Source organism: Paenibacillus sonchi (assembly GCF_016772475.1).
Classification (GTDB): Bacteria; Bacillota; Bacilli; order Paenibacillales; family Paenibacillaceae; genus Paenibacillus_AQ; species Paenibacillus_AQ sonchi.
Genome location: NZ_CP068595.1, coordinates 2,590,784 through 2,610,714, shown reverse-complemented (window position 1 = coordinate 2,610,714; position 19,931 = coordinate 2,590,784). Strand labels below are relative to the sequence as shown.

At 53.8% G+C, this 19,931-nt stretch carries 17 protein-coding genes and 1 pseudogene; 4 read left to right on the top strand and 14 right to left on the bottom strand.

Annotated features, from left to right (window positions below; all coding sequences use genetic code 11):
* Positions 1-362 precede the first annotated feature (362 nt).
* Positions 363-1,181, top strand: a complete 819-nt coding sequence (locus tag JI735_RS12005; RefSeq protein ID WP_039833433.1) for an alpha/beta hydrolase family protein — start codon at positions 363-365, stop codon at positions 1,179-1,181.
* 69 nt (positions 1,182-1,250) lie between these two features.
* On the opposite strand, the gene nadE is transcribed toward JI735_RS12005, so the two are convergent.
* The 3 genes from nadE to JI735_RS11990 form a co-directional block, all read right to left on the bottom strand.
* Positions 1,251-2,060 carry an NAD(+) synthase gene (nadE, locus tag JI735_RS12000; protein WP_039833432.1) on the bottom strand — a complete coding sequence of 270 codons (810 nt, stop codon included), beginning with the start codon at positions 2,058-2,060 and terminating at the stop codon, positions 1,251-1,253.
* A 124-nt stretch (positions 2,061-2,184) separates the two neighbouring features.
* Positions 2,185-2,619 (bottom strand): BrxA/BrxB family bacilliredoxin, encoded by a 435-nt coding sequence (locus JI735_RS11995; protein ID WP_039833431.1) that lies wholly within the window; start codon positions 2,617-2,619, stop codon positions 2,185-2,187.
* Positions 2,620-2,748: 129 nt separating this feature from the next.
* Entirely contained in the window at positions 2,749-4,314 is a 1,566-nt protein-coding gene (locus JI735_RS11990) for a two-component system sensor histidine kinase NtrB (protein ID WP_233476357.1), read from the bottom strand.
* A gap of 359 nt (positions 4,315-4,673) precedes the next feature.
* On the opposite strand from JI735_RS11990, the gene JI735_RS11985 reads away from it, so the two are divergent.
* Positions 4,674-5,945 (top strand): BaiN/RdsA family NAD(P)/FAD-dependent oxidoreductase, encoded by a 1,272-nt coding sequence (locus JI735_RS11985; protein WP_039833430.1) that lies wholly within the window; start codon positions 4,674-4,676, stop codon positions 5,943-5,945.
* On the opposite strand, the gene JI735_RS11980 is transcribed toward JI735_RS11985, so the two are convergent.
* From JI735_RS11980 to JI735_RS11960, 5 genes and pseudogenes are all read right to left on the bottom strand, one after another.
* Complete coding sequence (locus JI735_RS11980) at positions 5,881-6,495, bottom strand: hypothetical protein (protein ID WP_202677417.1); 615 nt, start codon at positions 6,493-6,495, stop codon at positions 5,881-5,883. The two genes, JI735_RS11985 and JI735_RS11980, sit on opposite strands and share 65 nt — an antisense overlap.
* On the bottom strand, positions 6,492-6,821 hold the full coding sequence (locus tag JI735_RS11975; RefSeq protein ID WP_202677416.1) for a hypothetical protein: 330 nt from the start codon (positions 6,819-6,821) through the stop codon (positions 6,492-6,494). Before JI735_RS11975 ends, JI735_RS11980 begins: the two co-directional genes overlap by 4 nt.
* A 175-nt stretch (positions 6,822-6,996) precedes the next feature.
* Positions 6,997-8,247: an ABC transporter permease gene (locus JI735_RS11970; RefSeq protein WP_202677415.1), complete on the bottom strand. Its 1,251-nt coding sequence runs from the start codon at positions 8,245-8,247 to the stop codon at positions 6,997-6,999.
* Positions 8,244-9,016: pseudogene (locus tag JI735_RS11965) on the bottom strand (ABC transporter ATP-binding protein). Before JI735_RS11965 ends, JI735_RS11970 begins: the two are co-directional and overlap by 4 nt.
* 113 nt (positions 9,017-9,129) lie before the next feature.
* A complete protein-coding gene (locus tag JI735_RS11960) occupies positions 9,130-10,428 on the bottom strand; it encodes an MFS transporter (RefSeq protein WP_051051541.1) in 1,299 nt (432 codons plus the stop codon).
* A gap of 333 nt (positions 10,429-10,761) precedes the next feature.
* Here JI735_RS11960 and JI735_RS11955 point away from each other — a divergent pair, with 333 nt between their 5' ends.
* A complete protein-coding gene (locus JI735_RS11955) occupies positions 10,762-11,229 on the top strand; it encodes a MarR family winged helix-turn-helix transcriptional regulator (RefSeq protein WP_020428240.1) in 468 nt (155 codons plus the stop codon).
* Between the two features lie 142 nt (positions 11,230-11,371).
* Here JI735_RS11955 and JI735_RS11950 read toward each other — a convergent pair whose 3' ends face one another.
* The 3 genes from JI735_RS11950 to JI735_RS11940 all read right to left on the bottom strand — a co-directional run bounded on the left by JI735_RS11950 (position 11,372) and on the right by JI735_RS11940 (position 13,935).
* Positions 11,372-12,880 (bottom strand): MDR family MFS transporter, encoded by a 1,509-nt coding sequence (locus JI735_RS11950; protein ID WP_408637969.1) that lies wholly within the window; start codon positions 12,878-12,880, stop codon positions 11,372-11,374.
* Between the two features lie 44 nt (positions 12,881-12,924).
* Positions 12,925-13,476, bottom strand: a complete 552-nt coding sequence (locus JI735_RS11945; RefSeq protein ID WP_039833424.1) for a GNAT family N-acetyltransferase — start codon at positions 13,474-13,476, stop codon at positions 12,925-12,927.
* A 159-nt stretch (positions 13,477-13,635) separates the two neighbouring features.
* On the bottom strand, positions 13,636-13,935 hold the full coding sequence (locus tag JI735_RS11940; RefSeq protein WP_020428244.1) for a hypothetical protein: 300 nt from the start codon (positions 13,933-13,935) through the stop codon (positions 13,636-13,638).
* Between the two features lie 240 nt (positions 13,936-14,175).
* On the opposite strand from JI735_RS11940, the gene JI735_RS11935 reads away from it, so the two are divergent.
* Entirely contained in the window at positions 14,176-14,658 is a 483-nt protein-coding gene (locus JI735_RS11935; RefSeq protein WP_202677413.1) for a GAF domain-containing protein, read from the top strand.
* 117 nt (positions 14,659-14,775) lie between these two features.
* Here JI735_RS11935 and JI735_RS11930 read toward each other — a convergent pair whose 3' ends face one another.
* From JI735_RS11930 to JI735_RS11920, 3 genes are read right to left on the bottom strand one after another with little or no spacing between them, the layout of a single operon-like run.
* Positions 14,776-17,208: a glycogen/starch/alpha-glucan phosphorylase gene (locus JI735_RS11930; RefSeq protein WP_039833423.1), complete on the bottom strand. Its 2,433-nt coding sequence runs from the start codon at positions 17,206-17,208 to the stop codon at positions 14,776-14,778.
* A 47-nt stretch (positions 17,209-17,255) separates the two neighbouring features.
* Positions 17,256-18,359 carry a glucose-1-phosphate adenylyltransferase subunit GlgD gene (gene glgD, locus JI735_RS11925; RefSeq protein WP_039833422.1) on the bottom strand — a complete coding sequence of 368 codons (1,104 nt, stop codon included), beginning with the start codon at positions 18,357-18,359 and terminating at the stop codon, positions 17,256-17,258.
* A gap of 24 nt (positions 18,360-18,383) precedes the next feature.
* Positions 18,384-19,547, bottom strand: coding sequence for a glucose-1-phosphate adenylyltransferase (locus tag JI735_RS11920; protein WP_020428248.1), 1,164 nt, complete (start codon positions 19,545-19,547; stop codon positions 18,384-18,386).
* Positions 19,548-19,931: the final 384 nt, after the last annotated feature.

The window sequence follows — 19,931 nt, the reverse complement described above, 5'->3', positions numbered from 1 at the left end:
AAATTTTTTGATTTAGGAAGGGTCGTGACTCCCGAGAATGTTTGGACTTCCGGCCGCTGCCCATATCCAGATTTCTTGATTCATACCGCTTTTCGCGGTAGAAATCCGGATACAAAGGCGAACGCTGACGCTCCTACAGTTCCAAACTTCTCCTCCGCCGCTTTCCCTCTTCTTCTTAATTTCTCAAGTTCAATTTATATATTAATAATAGTTTTAACGTCAGCATTCTGCTATCTTAAAAGAAAAAACCGCTAAAGTCTATTTATGGGTATATCCGGTATATTTAAGACCTTCAGTTTAGCACCGGATTCGAACACAGCCTGGCTGTGATACTAGAATATCAAGGAAAGGGAGACTGCCCTATGCCCCGTAATTTCGAATTGCCCGCAGGAGAGGATGCTGTCCTGCGTTGTTCACATTTTCCGGCCCAAGGCGAAGCCAAGAGCCTGGTTGTGGTCGCTCACGGCTACAAGGGCTTCAAGGATTGGGGAATGTTCCCTTATGTTGCAGAGGCCCTTAGTGATGAGCATGAAGTGATCAGCTTCAACTTCTCACATGCCGGAATCGGCGAAGATCTGCAGAATTTCACCGAGCTTGAAAAGTTTGCCCGCAACACCTACCAGCGCGAGATCAAGGATATGGAGATCCTGCTCTCCTATCTGAGCCAGCATCACAGGTTCGGAAGTCTGCCTGTCTTTCTGCTGGGACACAGCCGCGGTGGGGGCGACTGCCTGCTCTATGCACTGGATCATCCTGCAGAACTTGCCGGTGTGATCTCCTGGAACGGAACCACCAGTCTGGACCTGTTCACAGAAGAGCAGAAGCGTGAAATGAGGGAAACGGGCCGGACCCACGTCCTCAATGGACGGACAGGCCAGCAAATGCCGCTGGATGCCATCATTATAGAAGATCTGGAACAGCAGGCGGAACGTTACAACATATTGGAGCGGATGAAGCAGGCCGCCTTCCCCGTGGTCCTGATCCAGGGGAGCGAGGACGGCGAGCGGCTGCGGCGCGGTTCAGAGCAATTGATCCGGTCTCGGCCGGATATTGAATGGATACAAATTCCGGGAGGCAATCACACCTTCGGCACCGTCCATCCTTTTACTGGAACCACACCTCAGCTGGAACAGGCCATTGCCGCCTCCAGGGATTTCATCACCCGGGTTTTGGCGGAGTAGCTGTTATCATAAAAAACCGCCGGAGCGTCTGCATTGAACGCAGCTCCCCGGCGGTTGGGCAACACATTTTTAAATCCCGGGAATCACATTGCGCTTATGCGCGGTTCTCCGGTAGAAATTCTCCAGTTTCTTCGCCGCTTCAGGGCTGACGGTTTTGCCCTCCAGGTAGTCGCTGTTCTCCTCATAGGTGATGCCTAGCTCCGCTTCATCCGTCTGTCCCGGCCACAGGCCGGCTGTCGGCGCTTTGGTGACAATATCCGCAGGCACTCCGAGGAATGCAGCCAACTGGCGCACCTGGCGCTTATTCAGCGAAGACAGCGGTGTAATGTCCACGGCACCATCGCCCCATTTGGTATAGAAGCCGGTTATAGCTTCGGACGCATGGTCTGTTCCCACTACCAGCAGATTGTTCTCAAAAGCCAGCGCATACTGCATCACCATGCGTGTTCTTGCTTTTACATTGCCTTTACCCTGATGGGTGATGTGGCGGTGCTGTCCAAGCGATTTCAGGCTGTGCTCTACCTCAAGGGCGATCTCGTTGACCGCTTCCTCGATGTTGGTCTCTGCTTTATGCGTCAAACCAAACGCCTCAGCGACCGCATAGCTGTGCTCGATATCCTCCTGTTCGCCATAAGGCTGAAAAACACCAAGCGTCATATAGTCTTTGCCTTCCTCGGCTGTAAGCTCATCCGTAGCCCGTTTACACAGACCTGCGGCAACCGCGCTGTCTACCCCTCCGCTGATTGCAATCAGCAGACCGCCCGCCCCTGCTTCCAGCACATATGCTTTCAAAAAATCCACCCGTTTCCGGACCTCAGCCTCCACATCAATGGAGGGTTTAACACCAAGGGCGGCAATTATTTCGCTCTGCATACTCAAGTACTACACCCCGTTTCAGATAATTTGCGGTGTGAAACCTATAAACCCCTGTATTTTCAAAAAAATCCCGCAGACTTCCGGACTACCGGCAGCCTGCGAGACTCAAGTAAAGACCAGCCTTATTTTATTGGCACAGGCGGTTGAATACATCTTTCAGCTCAGCCGCAATTTCGGCAGCTGAACGGTCTTCGACCCCATGGCGTTCGATGAAGTGAACAAGCTTTCCATCCTTCATCAGCGCGATCGAAGGCGAAGAAGGCGGATACGGTGCAAAGTACTCACGCGCTTTGGCTGTGGCTTCTTTCTCTTGACCAGCGAACACAGTGTACAGGTGATCCGGCAGAATCTCATTCTGCAGTGCCTGGGCCACGCCCGGGCGGCATTGACCGGCTGCACAGCCGCAGACCGAATTCACAACAACAAGCGTTGTTCCCTTGGAGCCAGGAAGCACTGCTTCCACCTCTTCCGGAGTCAACAGCTCCTTAAATCCAATGCTTGTCAGATCATCGCGCATGGGCTGGATGGAATCCCTCATATATTGATTAAATGACATGGACATTCTGTGCACTCTCCTTTATCCTTTGAATAATTTGCAAGACCACGTTGCAGCAGGATTTACTAACTTTATTATACATACATACTCTGTGAAAGCAAGCGGCAGCCGCTTCGTTATCCCTTATCAGAAACACTACAGCCGCGGGGGAGAATCAGAATCTTCCTTCGTGGCGGCAGCCTGCTGTCTGCCCTCCTGCCCGTAAGGAAAAGAAACGATAAATGCCGTACCTTTCCCCTCTTGGGACTCCACTCTGATGCTGCCATGATGCCGCTCGGCAATGCTCAGGCACAGCGGAAGGCCCAGTCCCGTACCCTGGTTTTTTGTGGTGTAAAAAGGTACAAACAGCTTCTCCAGCTGACTCTGCGGAATTCCGCTGCCAGTATCCTGTATAATCAGCTCCACCTTATTCTCGTTAAAATGCGTTTCCAGAAGCAGTTCCCCTTTTGGTTCCATCGCTTCCATCCCGTTCCGGGCCAGATTAAGGATCAGCTGCTTGATTTCCCTGGGGTTTAGCTGAAGCAGCGGAAGGGATGGACATAATCTCAGCTCCACGCTTTGGCCGCGGAGGTTAGCGTCGGCCCACAGAAGGGGGGCGAGTTCTTTTATAATATGATGCAGCTGAACAGTCTCCTTGTCAGAAATCCGGCTCTGCGCAAGGGAGAGAAAGTCATTAATAATCCCGTTGGCCCGGTCCAGTTCCTCTATGACAATCTGATAGTATGAGTCCATTTCCCCGGGGCTTTTCTCCCGCATAAGCTGCAGAAATCCGCGGACTACGGCCATAGGATTGCGGATTTCATGTGTAATACCCGCTGCCATCTGCCCGACCAGGGTTAGCCGCTCCACGTTGTCCAGTTCGCTGCGGAACTTCTCTTCTTCGGTCAGGTCCTGGATAATCAAAACCCGGCCGGCTGATCCTCCTCCCAATCCTTGCTGCAGAGGCGCAGAGAATACATTGTAGGTTCTGGAGTCATACTGCACTTTCTCGTTATACCGTTGTTTGCTGAATCCGCTATCTCTCATACGCTTTAGGGCCTCCCCGTTAATCTCTTGGAGGAGCAGCCGTTCTGCCTGCTGGCCTACAATAGCCTCCCTTGTAATGCCCGGCTCATGCTGCCGGAAGAGCTCCAGCATACAATCATTAATCTCCGTTACATAGCCCATATCGTCAAGTAGCATAATACTGACAGGTACGACATTGGTGATCTGCTGCAGCTTCTCCGATTCCCGTTCGAATTTCTCAGAAATCCCTTTCATTTCCTCCCGGGTCTGCAGCCTGTCCCAAGCAGTTTCGATACAGTATAACAAGCTGCCTCCCAGAATAACCGGAACCAGCAGGTAGAACAAGGCCACTGCCATTTCTTTGGGCGAAGTGTCGTACAGGCTGGGGCCATACATTTTTGGCGCAAGGACAATAAACATCATGCTCGGAAACAGAACACTCCAGAGAATGAAGATTTTGCCCATAATGTTTTCGCTCTTAAAAGGCTTCGCCATGCCAAACAGCAGCGGATGCAGCAGCACGCCTGTGTTCAGCACCAGATTGCTGAGGCCGGGAGGCTCCGAGAATAATGCAGTGCACAGTATAAAAAAAACAGCTAAGCTGATCCCCGAGCGGAAGCCGGCATACAGGATACCGATATATGCGGGGATCATCGCTAAATTCAGATAGATTGCACCAAACAGGGTTGTGGACAAAAACATGCAGAAGACGATGCTCAGTGCACAACTGAGTATTAAAAAGGATTGGTCATCTGGGAACTTTCTGTTCCTTCGCATGATATGGCCTTGATCGATCCACCATTTAAACATGCACAGAAAGGAGCAAGCCGCTGTAATTTGCAATAAAATATCCTTTACCGCATAAATAATTGAAATCACTCCCCTAATTGGACAAATTATCCTATTCACATTGATTAAAGCACACACGCGCTATCCTGACAATGTAAATCCCGACGCTAAGGTCCGGGTCTCTGGCCCAGCCATGGGCTTAATGGTATGATTCCGTTAGGGGGTGCAGGTCGCACCGTGCCTTTAACATGTAAAGGAGCAGATTTATGAGCGGCAACTATGATGTAATTATTATCGGAGGCGGACCTTCCGGGCTTATGGCCAGCGTAGCAGCAGCGGAGCATGGAGCTTCAGTTCTGCTGGTGGACAAAGGTTCCAGGCTTGGCCGGAAGCTGGGGATTTCCGGCGGCGGCCGCTGCAATGTGACCAATGCCAAGGAAACCGCTGAACTGATATCCCATATTCCCGGCAACGGGCGCTTTTTGTACAGCGCATTTGATCATTTCAACAATTTGGATATTATCCGGTTTTTTGAGAATCTCGGCATCGCCCTGAAGGAAGAAGATAACGGGCGGATGTTTCCCGTGTCTGACAAGGCCTCAAGCGTCGTCTCCGCGCTTATCGGCAAGGTGCGCAGTCTGGGCGTGCAGATGATCACGGACAGCCCGGTGGCGGAGGTTCTCTATGGAAATGGCAGTGTGAGAGGCGTCCGGTTGACCACGGGTAGAACACTCAGCGCCAGTGCCGTAGTCATTGCCACCGGCGGCAAATCAGTTCCTCAGACCGGCTCTACCGGGGATGGCTATCCATGGGCTGAAGCCGCCGGACACACCATTACGGAGCTGTTCCCCACGGAAGTACCCATCCTGTCGCGGGAGGGGTGGATCAAGTCAGGGGAGCTGCAGGGCCTGTCCCTGCGGGATGTGACGCTCACGGTCTGGAATCCTAAAGGCAAGCGGGTCATTGCCCACCGGGGCGATATGATCTTTACCCACTTTGGACTCTCCGGGCCGATTGCGCTGCGCTGCAGCCAATTCCTGCGCCAGGTCCAGCGCAAATCCGGAACCGATACCGTAGAGCTGTCCATTGATCTTTTCCCCGATCTGAACCCGCAGGAGATGGAAGAACAGCTGCAGAATAAGCTGAAGCTGGAGCCGAAGAAGGCGCTCCGCAACTCACTGAAGGGCTTGCTGCCGGAGCGGATGATTCCTCTCCTGCTCGCCAAAGCGGAACTGGATGGCGACACCACCGGGCATCATCTGCCCAAAAGCGGGCTGCAGGCGCTTGCAGCACTTCTGAAGCGGATGCCGGTTCAGGTGCATGGCACCCGCTCCCTGGAGGAAGCCTTCGTCACCGGCGGCGGCGTCAACCTGAAGGAAATTAATCCGCGGACCATGGAATCCAAGCTGATGCCCGGCCTGTTCTTCTGCGGTGAAATACTGGATATTCACGGCTATACCGGCGGATACAATATTACCGCAGCCTTCTCCACAGGATATACAGCAGGCAAGCATGCGGCAGAGCAGTACCGGAAATAAGCTGAACTTGAAAGAGCAAAGCGGTCCGTGTGCGGCGCAAACCCGCCGGCGGCGCTCCAACAACGGCATTTCTGCCGTTGTTTCGGCTCAAACCTGCCAGCGGCGCTCTAACAACGGCATTTCTGCCGTTGTTTCGGCTCAAACCCGCCGGCGACGCTCTAACAACGGCATTTCTGCCGTTGTTTCGGCACAAACCCGCCGGCGGCGCTCTACCAACGGCATTTCTGCCGTTGGTTCGGCTCAAACCTGCCAGCGGCGCTCTAACAACGGCATTTCTGCCGTTGTTTCGGCTCAAACCCGCTGGCGGCGCTCTACCAACGGCATTTCTGCCGTTGGTTCGGCTCAAACCTGCCAGCGGCGCTCTAACAACGGCATTTCTGCCGTTATTTCGGCACAAACCCGCCGGTGGCGCTCTAACAACGGCATTTCTGCCGTTGTTTCGGCTCAAACCCGCCGGCGACGCTCTAACAACGGCATTTCTGCCGTTGTTTCGGCTCAAACCCGCCGGCGGCGCTCTACCAACGGCATTTCTGCCGTTGGTTCGGCTCAAACCTGCCGGCGGCGCTCTAACAACGGCATTTCTGCCGTTTTTCGGCGCAAACCCGCCGGCGGCGCTCTACCAACGGCATTTCTGCCGTTGGTTCGGCTCAAACCTGCCAGCGGCGCTCTAACAACGGCATTTCTGCCGTTGTTTCGGCTCAAACCCGCTGGCGGCGCTCCAACAACGGCATTTCTGCCGTTATTTCGGCACAAACCCGCCGGCGGCGCTCTACCAACGGCATTTCTGCCGTTGGTTCGGCTCAAACCTGCCGGCGGCGCTCTAACAACGGCATTTCTGCCGTTTTTCGGCGCAAACCCGCCGGCCGCTCTAAACAACAAGCCAGCCTCCTATATATTCAGGAGGCTGGCTTGTTCGGGTATTATACGCTCCCCCTCTCGGGGGTGTGCTTATTAGAACAGGAAAATTCATTACCAAAAACCGGGTTTGAAATTTCCCTATGTCTGGACCGATCGTGACTTTGGAGAACCTTCGGACTTCCGGCCGGGGCTGTTATCTGGCAAAACGGAACGCGCTGAACATATTGGCGATCAGGTATCCGGCTATGCCGCCAACAGGAATAAACAGCACCAGCCCCAGCCAGCCATAGAGCTGCGTACAGATTACCGCCGAGCACAGCAGGGAGAACGGCAGCAGCAGGAGCGGCAGCGTTTTTGAGCCAGCCACTGCCTTCTGTTCTTTGGTGAACGGTAAAATCCCGATATAGTCATCCCCGGAGAACAGCAGCCAGAAGGAGGACAGCCAGTAGGCCATTAACGCGACTAACAGTGCGAAGATCAGCCACTTCAATAGGGAAGGAACAATAAACACCGCGATCAGCCCCACACCGGTAAACGACAGATACAGCTTCAAATGGGCCGGGTTCCGCACCAGCGCCTTGATGGCCGCCGCTGTGAACCGGCTCTCCGGCGTCTTGGACTTCAGCAGCGGCTGCGATTTACGGAAAATCCACGGTTTATAGCGTGTAGGCCGCGGTTTATCGAGCACCCCGCGCAGCAGCAGGGCAGCGATTCTCATCCGCTGCTTGTAGTCTTCGCGCACATCATTCATGAAGGTCCCGCTCAGCCGCAAGCGGTAGCGGATGGCCCAGACCGTCACCACCGCTAACACTGCTGCTACAAGCAGCAGCAGGGATGGGCTGTCCTTCCAAAACAAGCCGGCCCGGATATAGATGCCGCAGGGCACGGTTACCGCAGGAATCAGCCACAGCCAGCGGCGGAAGCCCTGGCGCTGGACTTTCACAATATGCCCCAGCAGCTTAACGCACCAGCTGCAGGCGAGCGTCATAACAAGCAGCGCCCAGGCCGCAGCCGGACTGACGCCGTAGCCCCGCACGATGAAGGGCAGCAGGATGGCATACACAGCCGCCATCTTAAGAGATGTAACTGCCAGACTGTAGATCGTTCCCCGCAGCACAATTGTTCTGATCCAGTTCTCCCGCTGCCTGAGGAACAGCAGATCCCCTTCCTGGAGCAGAAGAACCAGCCCTCCGTTGGCTATGAGAATAGACAGCAGGGCGAGGATCAATGCAAACGGCAAATCTGCGGTCCAGGCAGGTAACTCATGGTTCCAGAAGCCATAGTAAAACCGCCCGCCCAGCAGACCCCCGGGAATAATAATATACAGCAGCACCGTCCAGTCCGCAGCCGTGCGGATGATTGCCGATTGCTCGCGGAAGTGTGAGAATAGCCGCCGCTTGAACAGCTTCGGGGCAGTAGGAAAAGCAAATGCCCCTCTGCTCATGTCAATTCATCGAAGCAATCAAACAACGACGCCTCCGGCAATCCCGCCTGGGCGCGGATGTCTTCCAGTGTACCCGTAGCTGTCATTCTCCCCCGGAGATCAGCACAAAGCTGTCGCAGATCTTCTCGGCGGTGTCCAGCACGTGCGTGGACATCAGCACTCCGGCTCCGCGTCTGCGCTCCGCTTCCAGCAGCCGCAGGAAATCCTTGGTGGCACGCGGGTCCAGCCCGATGAACGGCTCGTCCACAATATAAATATCAGGCTGGACCAGGAAACCCAGCATCAGCATCATTTTTTGCTTCATACCCTTGGAGAAGCCTGCCGGAAGATCATTGCGCACTTGTTCCATGCCAAACTGCGACAAAAGCTTCTCGGCAGTAGCCCCAAAGGTCTCATAAGACAAACCATAAGCGGCAGCAGCCAGATCCAGATGCTCCCACAGTGTCAGATCCTCATAGAATACCGGCTGCTCCGGCACGTAGGCATAGGACTTGCTCGCCCCGCCGAGCTTCACCTGGGCTTTGGCATGCTTCAGCAGCCCAAGCAGCGTCTTGATGGTGGTGCTCTTCCCGGCACCGTTCGGGCCGATTAAACCCAGCAGCTGGCCTTGCTGCACCTGGAAGGAGATATTGCTTATTCTCCTGTCGCCGGCTTCATAACCGGCCTCTTCAATATAGACATCCAGTACAGTATCCCGCTCCGCACTCTCCTGTTCACTGTCTCCGGCCGCTTCAAGCTCCGGCCCCTGCGGCGCTTCTGTTTCTTCCATACAGCTCTCCATCTCCTAAACAATAATAGCTTTGGTAGTGCCGGATCACTCCGGTAATCCGATCATATCACCCTCAGCCAGCGTGTACCAGCCTGGTTCAGACGACAGCAGAGTTAAGCCGCGGACTGTTGAAGCTCTTGCGCCGCTTGGTCCCGGTTTTCGATTCCTGTCCGCAGGAAGAGGACCGCCGCTCCGAGCAGCGCAGACAGCACACCCGAGACTAAGAATGCTGTGGCCGGGCCGGAAGCTGTGACCAGCGCACCGCCGGCTACCGGACCAAGAATAACCGCCGCACTCGTCAGGCTGCCGACGATTCCGAATACCCGGCCGGTATAGGCCTCGGGCGTCCGGCGCTGCAGCATCGAGTTGAACGGTATAATCACAAAGCCTGCACCCACTCCGGCGAGAACAAACGAGCCGAACAGCATCATATCCATCCAGAAGCCTGCCTGTCCGGTGACCGTCACGAGGGCTGCACCCGCAAACACAGAGCCCATAAGAAAAGTTCCCGTTCCCATAAACACCAGCGGATGTTTGCCGCTTCCCAACCGTCCCACTGCCAAAGCAGAGAGCAGGGTGCCAAAACCGCTGGCGGCTACGCACCAGCCCAGCAAATCGGCGTTCACTCCCGGAATTTCCCGGAACAGAGTAACCGTCTGGGAATCAGCAATTTGAAGCACCAGCAGGGCGGCGACAATCATCACGACTCCACTGAGCACTACGGGCATGCTGCCGATCAGCCGCAATCCCGCACCAGCTTCTTTGCGGAAGGATGAGCGGGCAGTGTCTCCGTCCTCATTGGGCCGGCCGGTCTTGAACATTCCCACGCGCGGGAGTCCCAGCAGGATAACCGCTGAAGCAATGTAGCTCACCGAGTCAATGAAGTAGCAGGCCGAAATGCCGACAGCCGCAACGAGCAGCCCACCAAGGGCTGGGCCGATAATTTTGGTGATCTGCTCGATAGAAGAGCTGAGCGCTACAGCCTGATCCATTTGTCCGGGCGGCACCAGCTCCTTGAGCTTGCCGCTTTTGGCCGGAGAGAACAGCACATCCATAACTCCCTTCGCCAGGAGCAATACATAGACTTGCCAGAGCGAACCGGCAAATACAAGACAAGCCACAATCCCGGCACGTACCAGATCGGAACCGATCATAATCGCTTTACGGTCCACCTTGTCACTCAGATATCCCGCGAACGGACCGCCAAGCAGCATCGGCACTGCCATGCATAAGGAGACAGCTGTAATCTCCCAGGGCGAAGCCTGCCATTTCAGCCCGACCATGGTAAGCAAGGCCAGAATATGAAGCCAATCCCCGATGTTGGACACAAGCTGCGCGGTAATCAGCAATACAAACGGTTTATTCGCTGTCAGCTTCACTGCCTTTGTGACATTTTCCTGACTTTCTTTCATCCTTTGTCCACTCCCCGTACGATTGGTTATCTACTGTAACCATAATAAGGAATTGCAAAGGAGGATTCATCGAACCCCGGCTGTAATTGCCCGCTGTGCCAGAGGCTTAACCCCCTCTCCTTCCTGAGACGGATGAAAGTGCAGCCAGAATGTTCACCACTTTTATGCACAGTCAAAAAATTGTTTGATTTTTAATAATTAAAAGTGTGCTCATTGTGACAAATCACATGTTCATTATCCATTCTTTGACGTATTGTAAAGCTAGATCAACCAAAGCCAGGATTCCAAACCGTGCGGGCCAGCCCGCACGATTAACAATAGAGGTGGAGAAGCATGATACAATCCTATGAACGCGACACTCAACTGACACTGCATTTGTACCGGGTTTTTGCCAAGTCCTTCAAGAGTATTAATGAGCATGCCGTAACCGGCAGCAAGATTGAAGGCTTCAATCCTACAGCCTTCGCTGTCATGGAAGTCCTCTACTACAAGGGTCCGCAGCCTATCCAGCAGATCGGTGCCAAGCTGCTGCTCCAGAGCGGCAACGTTACGTACGTGATCGACAAGCTGGAAGAACGCGGCTATCTGCAGCGCAAGCCCTGCCCAAGCGACCGGCGGGTGATCTTTGCCGAGCTGACCTCAGAGGGCGAACGCCTCATGAACGAAATGTATCCGAAATATTCCGAACGGCTGCATCTGGCATTTAGCGGACTTAGCGACGAAGAGAAGGAACAGATGATTACCCTGCTTAAGAAGATGGGCCTGCAGGCAGAGAAACTTTCGCCGCTGCCCCGCAAGTAGAATTAAGGCCGCAAAGGTTGTGAATCGTTTCACGTTCCCGGACATTCCTTGCTTCTACAGACAGAAACCGGCTGTGCCCTCCTGTTCAAGGGAGTACACAGCCGGTTTTGTGTGCTTCTTACAGCTTGTCCGGCGGCATAACTTAGGCTTCCTTCTGAGCGGCGGGCTCTTCCTTCAATGAAGGCAAGCCTTTACGCAGGCCCATAGTAATCAGCAGCGACAAGACAGCGAACACTGCCATCACGATGAACAGCGAATGCAGACCGCCTTCCAGCGCGCTTTTCAGGCTGCCCCAGGCTTCACTTGAAAGCGCACTCTCCCCCTGTGGATGAAGGAGCTGATTGATATCGGTGCCAGCTTCAGCAGAGCCCGGCGCCCCATCCAGCTGCCACTTCACATTCAAATTCAGCCAGGAGCCAAAAATCGCAACCCCCACCGTCTGTCCAAGTGAACGGGTAAAGGTATTCAGCGCTGTAGAGGCCCCCCGCTGGCTATGTTCAACGGAGGACTGGGCAATAATAGTGAACACGATGGAGGCATAACCGAAACCCACTCCACAGGCCAGCATCAGGCCGAGGAGCAGCAGCTGCGGGGATTCCGCAGTCATAAATACCAGGCCGCCGGCCCCCAGCACAATTAATGAAAGACCCAGCACGCCCGTCTGGCGGGAACCGGAGCGCAGAATCATTCTCCCGCCAGCGAACGAGCCAAGCACCCAACCTACCGACATCGGAGCCAGCAGCAGGCCTGACAGGGCTGCACTCCCGCCGGATACTCCCTGCACCCACAGCGGCACATAGGTGGTCAATCCGATAATCAGCGTGCTGACAAGCAGATTGGCCCCGGTAGAAACAGTAATATTACGGATGGAGAACAGCCCGAGCGGCAGCATCGGCTCAGAGGCACGGCGCTCCACCCGCCAGAAAATGACCAATACCGCAACGGAAGCAGCTAACAGAAACAGCAGCAGCGGAGAAGTCCACGGCAGGTTCTGGCCCCCGGTCGTCAGTCCGAAGAGAAGGGCCCCCATCCCCGCTGCGAACAACAGCACACCCGGCAGATCAAGCTTCGCCTTGCGCCGTACTTTTTCTTCCTTCAGAAAACGGGAGATGAAGACAATGGACAGCAGGCCAAAGGGCAGGTTGAACACGAATACCCAGCGCCAGCTCAAATAATCCACAACATAACCGCCAAGCAGCGGGCCTACCAGCGATGAAATCCCCCAGACGGAGCTCAGCAGCCCTTGGGTTTTGGCCCGTTCCTGAATGCTGTAAATATCCCCTATAATGGTAAAAGTCATCGGAATCAGCGCACCTGCTCCGATCCCCTGCAGACCGCGAAACACAATCAGCTGCTCCATACTCTGAGCCACACCGCACAGCAGCGAGCCTAATAGAAAAACAGCAACACCGCCGATGAACACCGGCTTCCGGCCCATCAAGTCACTAAGCTTGCCGAAAATGGGCGTTGTCACTGCCATGGCCAGCAAATAGGCGGTAAAGATCCAGCTCAGCCACTGCATCCCCTGAAAATCTCCCACAATAGCCGGTCCGGCAGGCCCGGTAACCGTCCCTTCAATCGCTGCCAAAAAGGTGGCCAGCAGCACGCCGGTCAAGATAAGCTTACGTTCTTTTGTTCCTGGTGATATCAATGACTCCAAATCCTCTCTCTCTATGTATCAGAACAAAAACTTCATCATCTGGAGCCGCGCAGTAATGCATACAGGACAACATCCTGGAATCCGGCATCCGTATGCCGGTATTCACGCAGCAGCCCCTCCCGCTGAAACCCGAGCGACTGAAACAGCCGCTGTGCCCGGATGTTGTCCGGATGGCAGAATGCTTCGATCCGGTTGAGGCCCATCACAGCGAAGCCATAGTCCAGCAGCAGTTCCAGCGCCTCCCGCATATAGCCCAATCCCCAGTAATCGGGCAGCAGCTCGCAGCCGATTTCTCCCCGGTAAGCACCCTGAAGCTGCCAGCTGTTATAGCCGCAGCTGCCGATCACGTCCCCCTCAGGCCCGATGATGCTCCAGCGCAGGCTTTCTTCCTCACAGGACATTTGCAGGAGAACGGCGATCAGCTGTTCAGCTTCCTGCGGTGAAGACAGCAGCGGCGCAGCCAGCCAGCGGTTAACCTGCGGATGGGACCAGACGGAGTACAGCGCAGCCGCATGACCCGCTTCCAGCGCACGCAGTTTTACTTTTTTTCCCGGCAGGTCCGGAATTACTCCACCAGATACATACACAGCGATCGTCCTCCTTCAACCTTCTTAGTATACATCAAATGAAAGCCTTTCTCTGAGGTGAAGTGTGCCCGCTTTCTGTCTGCATAAAAATAGCGCCTGCCAAGAGGCCATGATCGCCACCCGGTACAGACGCTGTCTTATTCTGACGCAGCCCCGGCGTTATCCCGAAGCTCCCGCTGCCTTGACTGGTTTCAACACCTCGGTGCACAGCACCTTAAGCTTGTCCTGGATAGCCTTGAACTCCTCAATTCCCGTGCCGGTAAGGCTGTATGCCTCTCCATGGGCAGTCAGGAAATTCTCCTGAGAGAGCCGTTCCAGCTCCTGCTTCACTTCGCGTTCCGCCACCCGGTATCCCAGATTCTCCAGCTCCGGCAGCATCTCTGTCAGTGTCAGGTCCTTCTCATGTGCATGGTACAGCATGTGGATTCCTATGAACAAGTTTTGTACATCGGCGCGCATATTCCACTCCTTCCGGCCTGAAGCCTTAGGTATTTATAACAGCATTACCCTGTGGAGAGATTTCGGAAACATGATCCAAATCTGCCAGATAAGCAGGGTAGTGTCCCCAAACTGCCGGTGTAAAATTTATACATTCTGTTAAAATCCCCGGAATGCTTGACGTATCCCGCCGGGCTGTACTATGTTGTTAGTTACAGTTATGGATTTATGCTGACTTATCGTACAGGAAGGTGATGCTTCATGTTTCAAGCCATGCCCTATGACGGCACACGCAGCGAGCGGTACGAATCCGTTCTAAGCCAGCTCGGCGCACTGATGGAAGGCGAGCCGAATGCCATTGCCAATCTGGCCAACGCCTCCGCACTCCTCAAATTCTCTCTGCCGGATACCAATTGGGCCGGCTTCGACTTATTCGACGGCAAGGAACTGGTGCTCGGCCCCTTTCAGGGCCTGCCCGCATGTATCCGGATCCCGCTGGGCAAAGGCGTCTGCGGCACAGCCGCAAGCGAGCGCCGCACACTGGTCGTCGGCGATGTGCATGCCTTCCCTGGACATATTGCCTGTGACGAGGCTTCCAATAGCGAAATCGTCGTCCCGCTGGTCCAAGGCGACCGCCTGCTGGGTGTACTCGATATCGACAGCCCGATCAAGCACCGCTTCGATGATGAAGAACGGCGTTTCCTGGAAAGGTTCGCCGGAATGGTTGCCGAAGTTATCCGCTGACTCCTTTTCCGAACAGGCAAAAGGCCTTCACCGCTCAGAATCATCTGCGCTGGTGAAGGCCTTTTTGGGTGCCGTGTGGCGGGACAAGTCCTTCCCCCTGATCCCCGGAGGTTCCGCCTACAGCTGCACCGGACTAATGTTCCAGATTTCGGATGCATAGCGGGCAATGGTATTGTCGCTGGAGAACTTGCCGGAATGCCCGATATTAATGATGGACTTCTTCAGCCATTCCTTCTGGTTACGGTAGGCCAGGTCAATATTGACATGGGTCTCGACATAAGAAGCGAAATCCTTAAGTACGAAGAACTCGTCATTATTGTCAATCAGCGACTGGTACAGCGTATCGAATTCCTGGGTATTGCAGCAGATGGGACCCGGCGTAACCAGTTGGTCCAGTACTTCCTTTACACGGCCGTCCCCGTTGTAAATATCACGTGCATGATAGCCCCCGTACTGGTAATAATCCATAACCTGCTCGGCACGCAAGCCAAACAGGAACATGTTGTTATCCCCGACCATCTCATGCATCTCCACATTGGCTCCATCCATCGTTCCGATGGTCAGCGCACCGTTCATCATGAATTTCATGTTGCCGGTGCCGGAGGCCTCCTTGCTGGCTGTAGAGATCTGCTCGCTGACGTCGGCAGCCGGAATAATCTTCTCCGCCAGGGATACCGAATAATTTTCGAGGAAAAAGATGCGGATTTTGCCCTTGATCTCCGGATCTTTGTTGACAACATCGGCCACAGTGTTGATCAGCTTGATGATCCGCTTCGCCAGGTGATAGCTTGGCGCTGCCTTGGCTCCGAAGATAAAGGTGCGCGGCACCATATCCATGGAAGGGTTATCCTTAAGCTGATTGTACAGGTGCATAATATGGAGCACATTCAGCAGCTGGCGCTTGTAGGCATGCAGACGTTTTACCTGCACATCAAAGATCGAGTCGGGATCTACCTGAATCCCGTGCTTGCTGAAGATGTACTCGGCCAGACGCTGCTTATTACGCCGTTTAATGCCGGCCACCTGCTGCTGGAAGGAAGCATCCTCGCTGTATTTGATCAGGCCGATCATCTCCTGCGGATGATGAACCCAGCGTGTGCCGATGGATTCATTGATCAGTCCGGCCAGCTCAGGGTTGGCATGAAGCAGCCACCGCCGGTGGGTGATGCCGTTCGTTTTGTTGTTGAAGCGGTGCGGGTACATCTCATTGAAGAGGCGCATTTCGCGCTTCTGCAGAATTTCCGTATGCAGCGCAGCCACACCGTTCACGCTGTGGCTGGCTACAATGGCCAGATGGGCCATGCGCACCTGGTCATCATGAATGATCGCCATTTGATTAATCCGGTTCTGATCCCCCGGATATTTGCTCATCAGCTCGCCGCAGAAGCGGGCATTGATCTCCTCGATAATGAGGAAGATGCGCGGCAGGAGCTCCCGCACCATGCCGATCGGCCATTTCTCCAGCGCTTCGCTGAGAATGGTGTGGTTGGTGTAGGAGACCATCCGGGTGGTCATGCTCCAGGCCTGATCCCAGCCAAGTCCGTTCACATCCATCAGTATCCGCATCAGCTCCGGAATGACCAGTGTGGGATGCGTGTCGTTGATATGCAGAGCTACTTTGTCAGGCAGAGATTCAATGCCCAGCCCTGTCTTGCTGAAGGTCCGCAGAATGCTCTGCACCCCGGCGCTGCACAGGAAGTACTGCTGCTTCAGGCGGAGCAGCTTGCCTTCATACTGCGAATCATCCGGATAGAGGAACTCCGAGATCGATTCCACCGAGCGCTTATATTCCAGAAATTTGTGGTAGTCACTTCCGGCCAGCGAGCCAAACATCCGCGAAGGCTGGGTGATGGACTCTGCGCTCCAGTTGCGCAGGGTGTTCACATGTCTGCGGTCTGCTCCGATGATCGGGACATCATAAGGGACTGCGCGCACGGCCTCATAGTCTTTATGCTCGAAGACCAGCTCGCCGTTCACTTCGTCCGTCTCGACATGCCCCCAGAACCGCACCTCCACCTGTTTGTCTTCCCGTCTTACTTCCCATACGTTATCATTCTGCAGCCAGTAATCGGGCAGCTCCACCTGATACCCGTCAACGATTTTCTGCTCGAAGAGGCCGTATTTATAACGTATGCCACAACCGTGCCCTGCATATTGCAGGGAAGCCAGTGAATCCAGGAAGCAGGCAGCCAGACGGCCCAGACCGCCGTTGCCAAGCCCCGCGTCTGCTTCCTCCTCTTCCACGTCCCGGAGGGAGAACCCCAGCTCTGCCAGTCCGTCACGCACAACCTCAAGCACGCCCATATTCAGGAGGTTATTGCCGAGAAGTCTGCCGATTAGAAACTCCATGGAAAAATAGTATACCTGCTTATCCTTATCGGCCTTGAACTTCTGGTTGGTCTCCGCCCAGTTCTTCCCCACATCTTCGCGGATCATGTTGCCGAGAATATTGTAGATGTCGGCGTTCGATGCTTCCTCCAGCGGCTTGCCCAGTTTTCCGATGAGTGTCTTGCGGAACACTTCTTTAAAAGTCTCTTTATCGTTGAACAACAGCGGTTTCCTCCTGACAAATGCTTTTTTAGTAGACAGGCTTGTGCTTAGATCTTACTGCTCTTGGCAATCACGAATGGACGTTTGCTGTCCCCGACAAGTATCCGTTCCTTGCTCAGATGCACATCTTTATCCATAATAACATTCTCGATCACGGCATTCTCTTCAATCACGCATTTCTGCATAATTACAGAATTGACGATGCGCGCCCCCTTACGGATCTGGACTCCCCGGAAAATCACGCTGTTCTCCACGGTACCGGCGATGATGCAGCCATTGGCCACCAGCGAGTTGCTGACCTCGGCGCTGTCCAGATAGCGGGTAGGGGCTTCATATTTTATCTTCGTCTGGACCGGGTTCTCTTTGAAGAGCCCGAAATAATTATCCTGCTGCAGCAGGTTCAGACTGTTCTTGTAATAGCTCTCCAGCGAATTGATCACGGCATGATAGCCTGTATATTCATAAGCGGCGATTTTGAACTTGTGGCGGTTCTTCTGGATGGCATCGCGGAAAAAGTAGCTTTCCCCATGGGCAATGCAGTATTCGACCTGCTCCAGGAACAGTTTTTTCTCCATAATAAAAATATCCAGATACACATTGGGATGATCCTTCTCCTGATGGATCTCCGTCACATGGCGGTCTTCATCGACCTCAAGCCGCAGGCACGGGTCATGCTCCGGCTGAAGCTGTTCAATCTTCTTGTACACCAGCGTGACGTCAGCACCCTTCTCCAAGTGATATTGATACACTTCCTGGAGGTCTACAGTATTGATGTGCTGGCTGCCTGAGAATACGATATATTTGGCTGAAGCCCGCTTGAAGAAATCGAGATTGTTGTGATAATGCTGCAAATCACCCAGGGAAGTATCCGTCGGATCATTCCAGTCGGGCGGTAAAATGAACAACCCGCCATGCTTGCGGTTCATGTCCCACGACTTGCCGTCGCCGAGATGGTCCATGAGCGAGCGGTATTTTCGGCGGACAAACAGCCCTACGCTTTCCAGCTCGGCACGCATCATGTTGGAGAGAACGAAGTCGATCAGCCGGTACCGGCTGGCAAAAGGCACAGCTGCACCGCAGCGGAAATAGGTCAGCTCGTTTAATTGGTCCAGTTCATGGTCAAGATTGATGACACCCATGAGTTCTTTCATCGGAATCCCCCTGTCTTCTGCTGGTTATATGGTTTTGGCTGCAACAGATTGGCGTTTTTTGCTTCGATTGTCGATCAGCAGAATTTCATCCTCATTCTCCCGTTCTATTCCGATCTCCATATAATCCTCGATGACCGTATTCTCGCTGATGATGGCTTTGTGAATCTTGACGTTCTTGCCGATCTTGACCTTCGGCATAATGACAGAGTCCGTAATCACACTGCCTTCACCCACTTCCACACCGTAAAAGAGCACCGAATGCTTCACTTCTCCGTGGACAATGCAGCCTTCATTAATAATGCAGCCCGATACCTTCGCTCCCGGAGCCACATATTGTGCCGGCTGATTTGGGTTGCGGGTGAAGATGCGCCAGTCCGGATCATTGAGATTGAGGGGCGGCGTATCGCTCAGCAGATCCATGTTCGCTTCCCACAGGCTGGCAACCGTACCTACATCCCTCCAATACCCTTCAAAAGGGTACGCATATAAGGACTGGCCGTCCGCCAGCATAAGCGGAATGATATCTTTGCCAAAATCATGGGACGAGCCGGAGTTTTCCCCATCCTCTAACAGATGCTTGCGGAGCACCTCCCATTTGAAGATGTAGACTCCCATGGAAGCCAGCGTGCTCTTCGGTTTGGCCGGCTTCTCATCGAACTCGTAGATCTTGAGATCCTCCTCCGTATTAAGGATGCCAAAACGGCTGGCCTCCTCCAGCGGAACGTCGATGACCGATATGGTGCAGTCGGCATTTCTGGCCTTGTGGTACTGCAGCATAGCGTGATAATCCATCTTGTAGATATGGTCGCCGGACAAAATCAGCACATGCTCCGGATCAAATTGATCCACAAATTTCAGGTTGCGGTAAATCGCATCCGCCGTCCCCCGGTACCAGCTGCTCCCGTTCTCCCGTTCATGCGGCGGCAATACGAATACCCCGCCATCCTTGCGGTTCAAATCCCAGTCGCTGCCTACCCCAATGTAAGAATGCAGCACAAGCGGCTCATACTGCGTCAGTACGCCTACGGTATCAATCCCCGAATTGGAGCAGTTGCTCAGAGGGAAATCAATAATCCGGTAGGTTCCCCCAAAATAGACAGCGGGCTTGGCAAGCGATTTGGTCAGCCCCTTCAACCTTTTCCCTTGGCCTCCCGCTAATAGCATGGCTACCATTTCTTTTTTCTTCATGGAAGAGCCTCCTTGACTTATGGGTATTGAAGCATGTGATCAATTAGGTTGGATGATGAATAATGCAGCGCAGATTTAACCCAGTGCAGAAATAGAAATTCCAGAAAGAAGTGTAGCGGAAGAAGCTTGCTTGATAGGAATAGATAAGGTCAAAAACGGGGGAAACTCATAGAATGGGACTTATTTCCGGTCCTGAAGAGGACTCCTCAGACCGGATAGTATCCTTATTGTAAAGTGTTCTATAGCCGCCGTCAAAACCCTTTATTGCCTCATCCGAAAACTTTTAAATTCCAACTAAATTTCTTACTTAATAGCATTAAAATCCCCGTATAAATTAGATTAACCATTATGAGTAACTGTGAAAGACTATTTCAAATCCTTTCA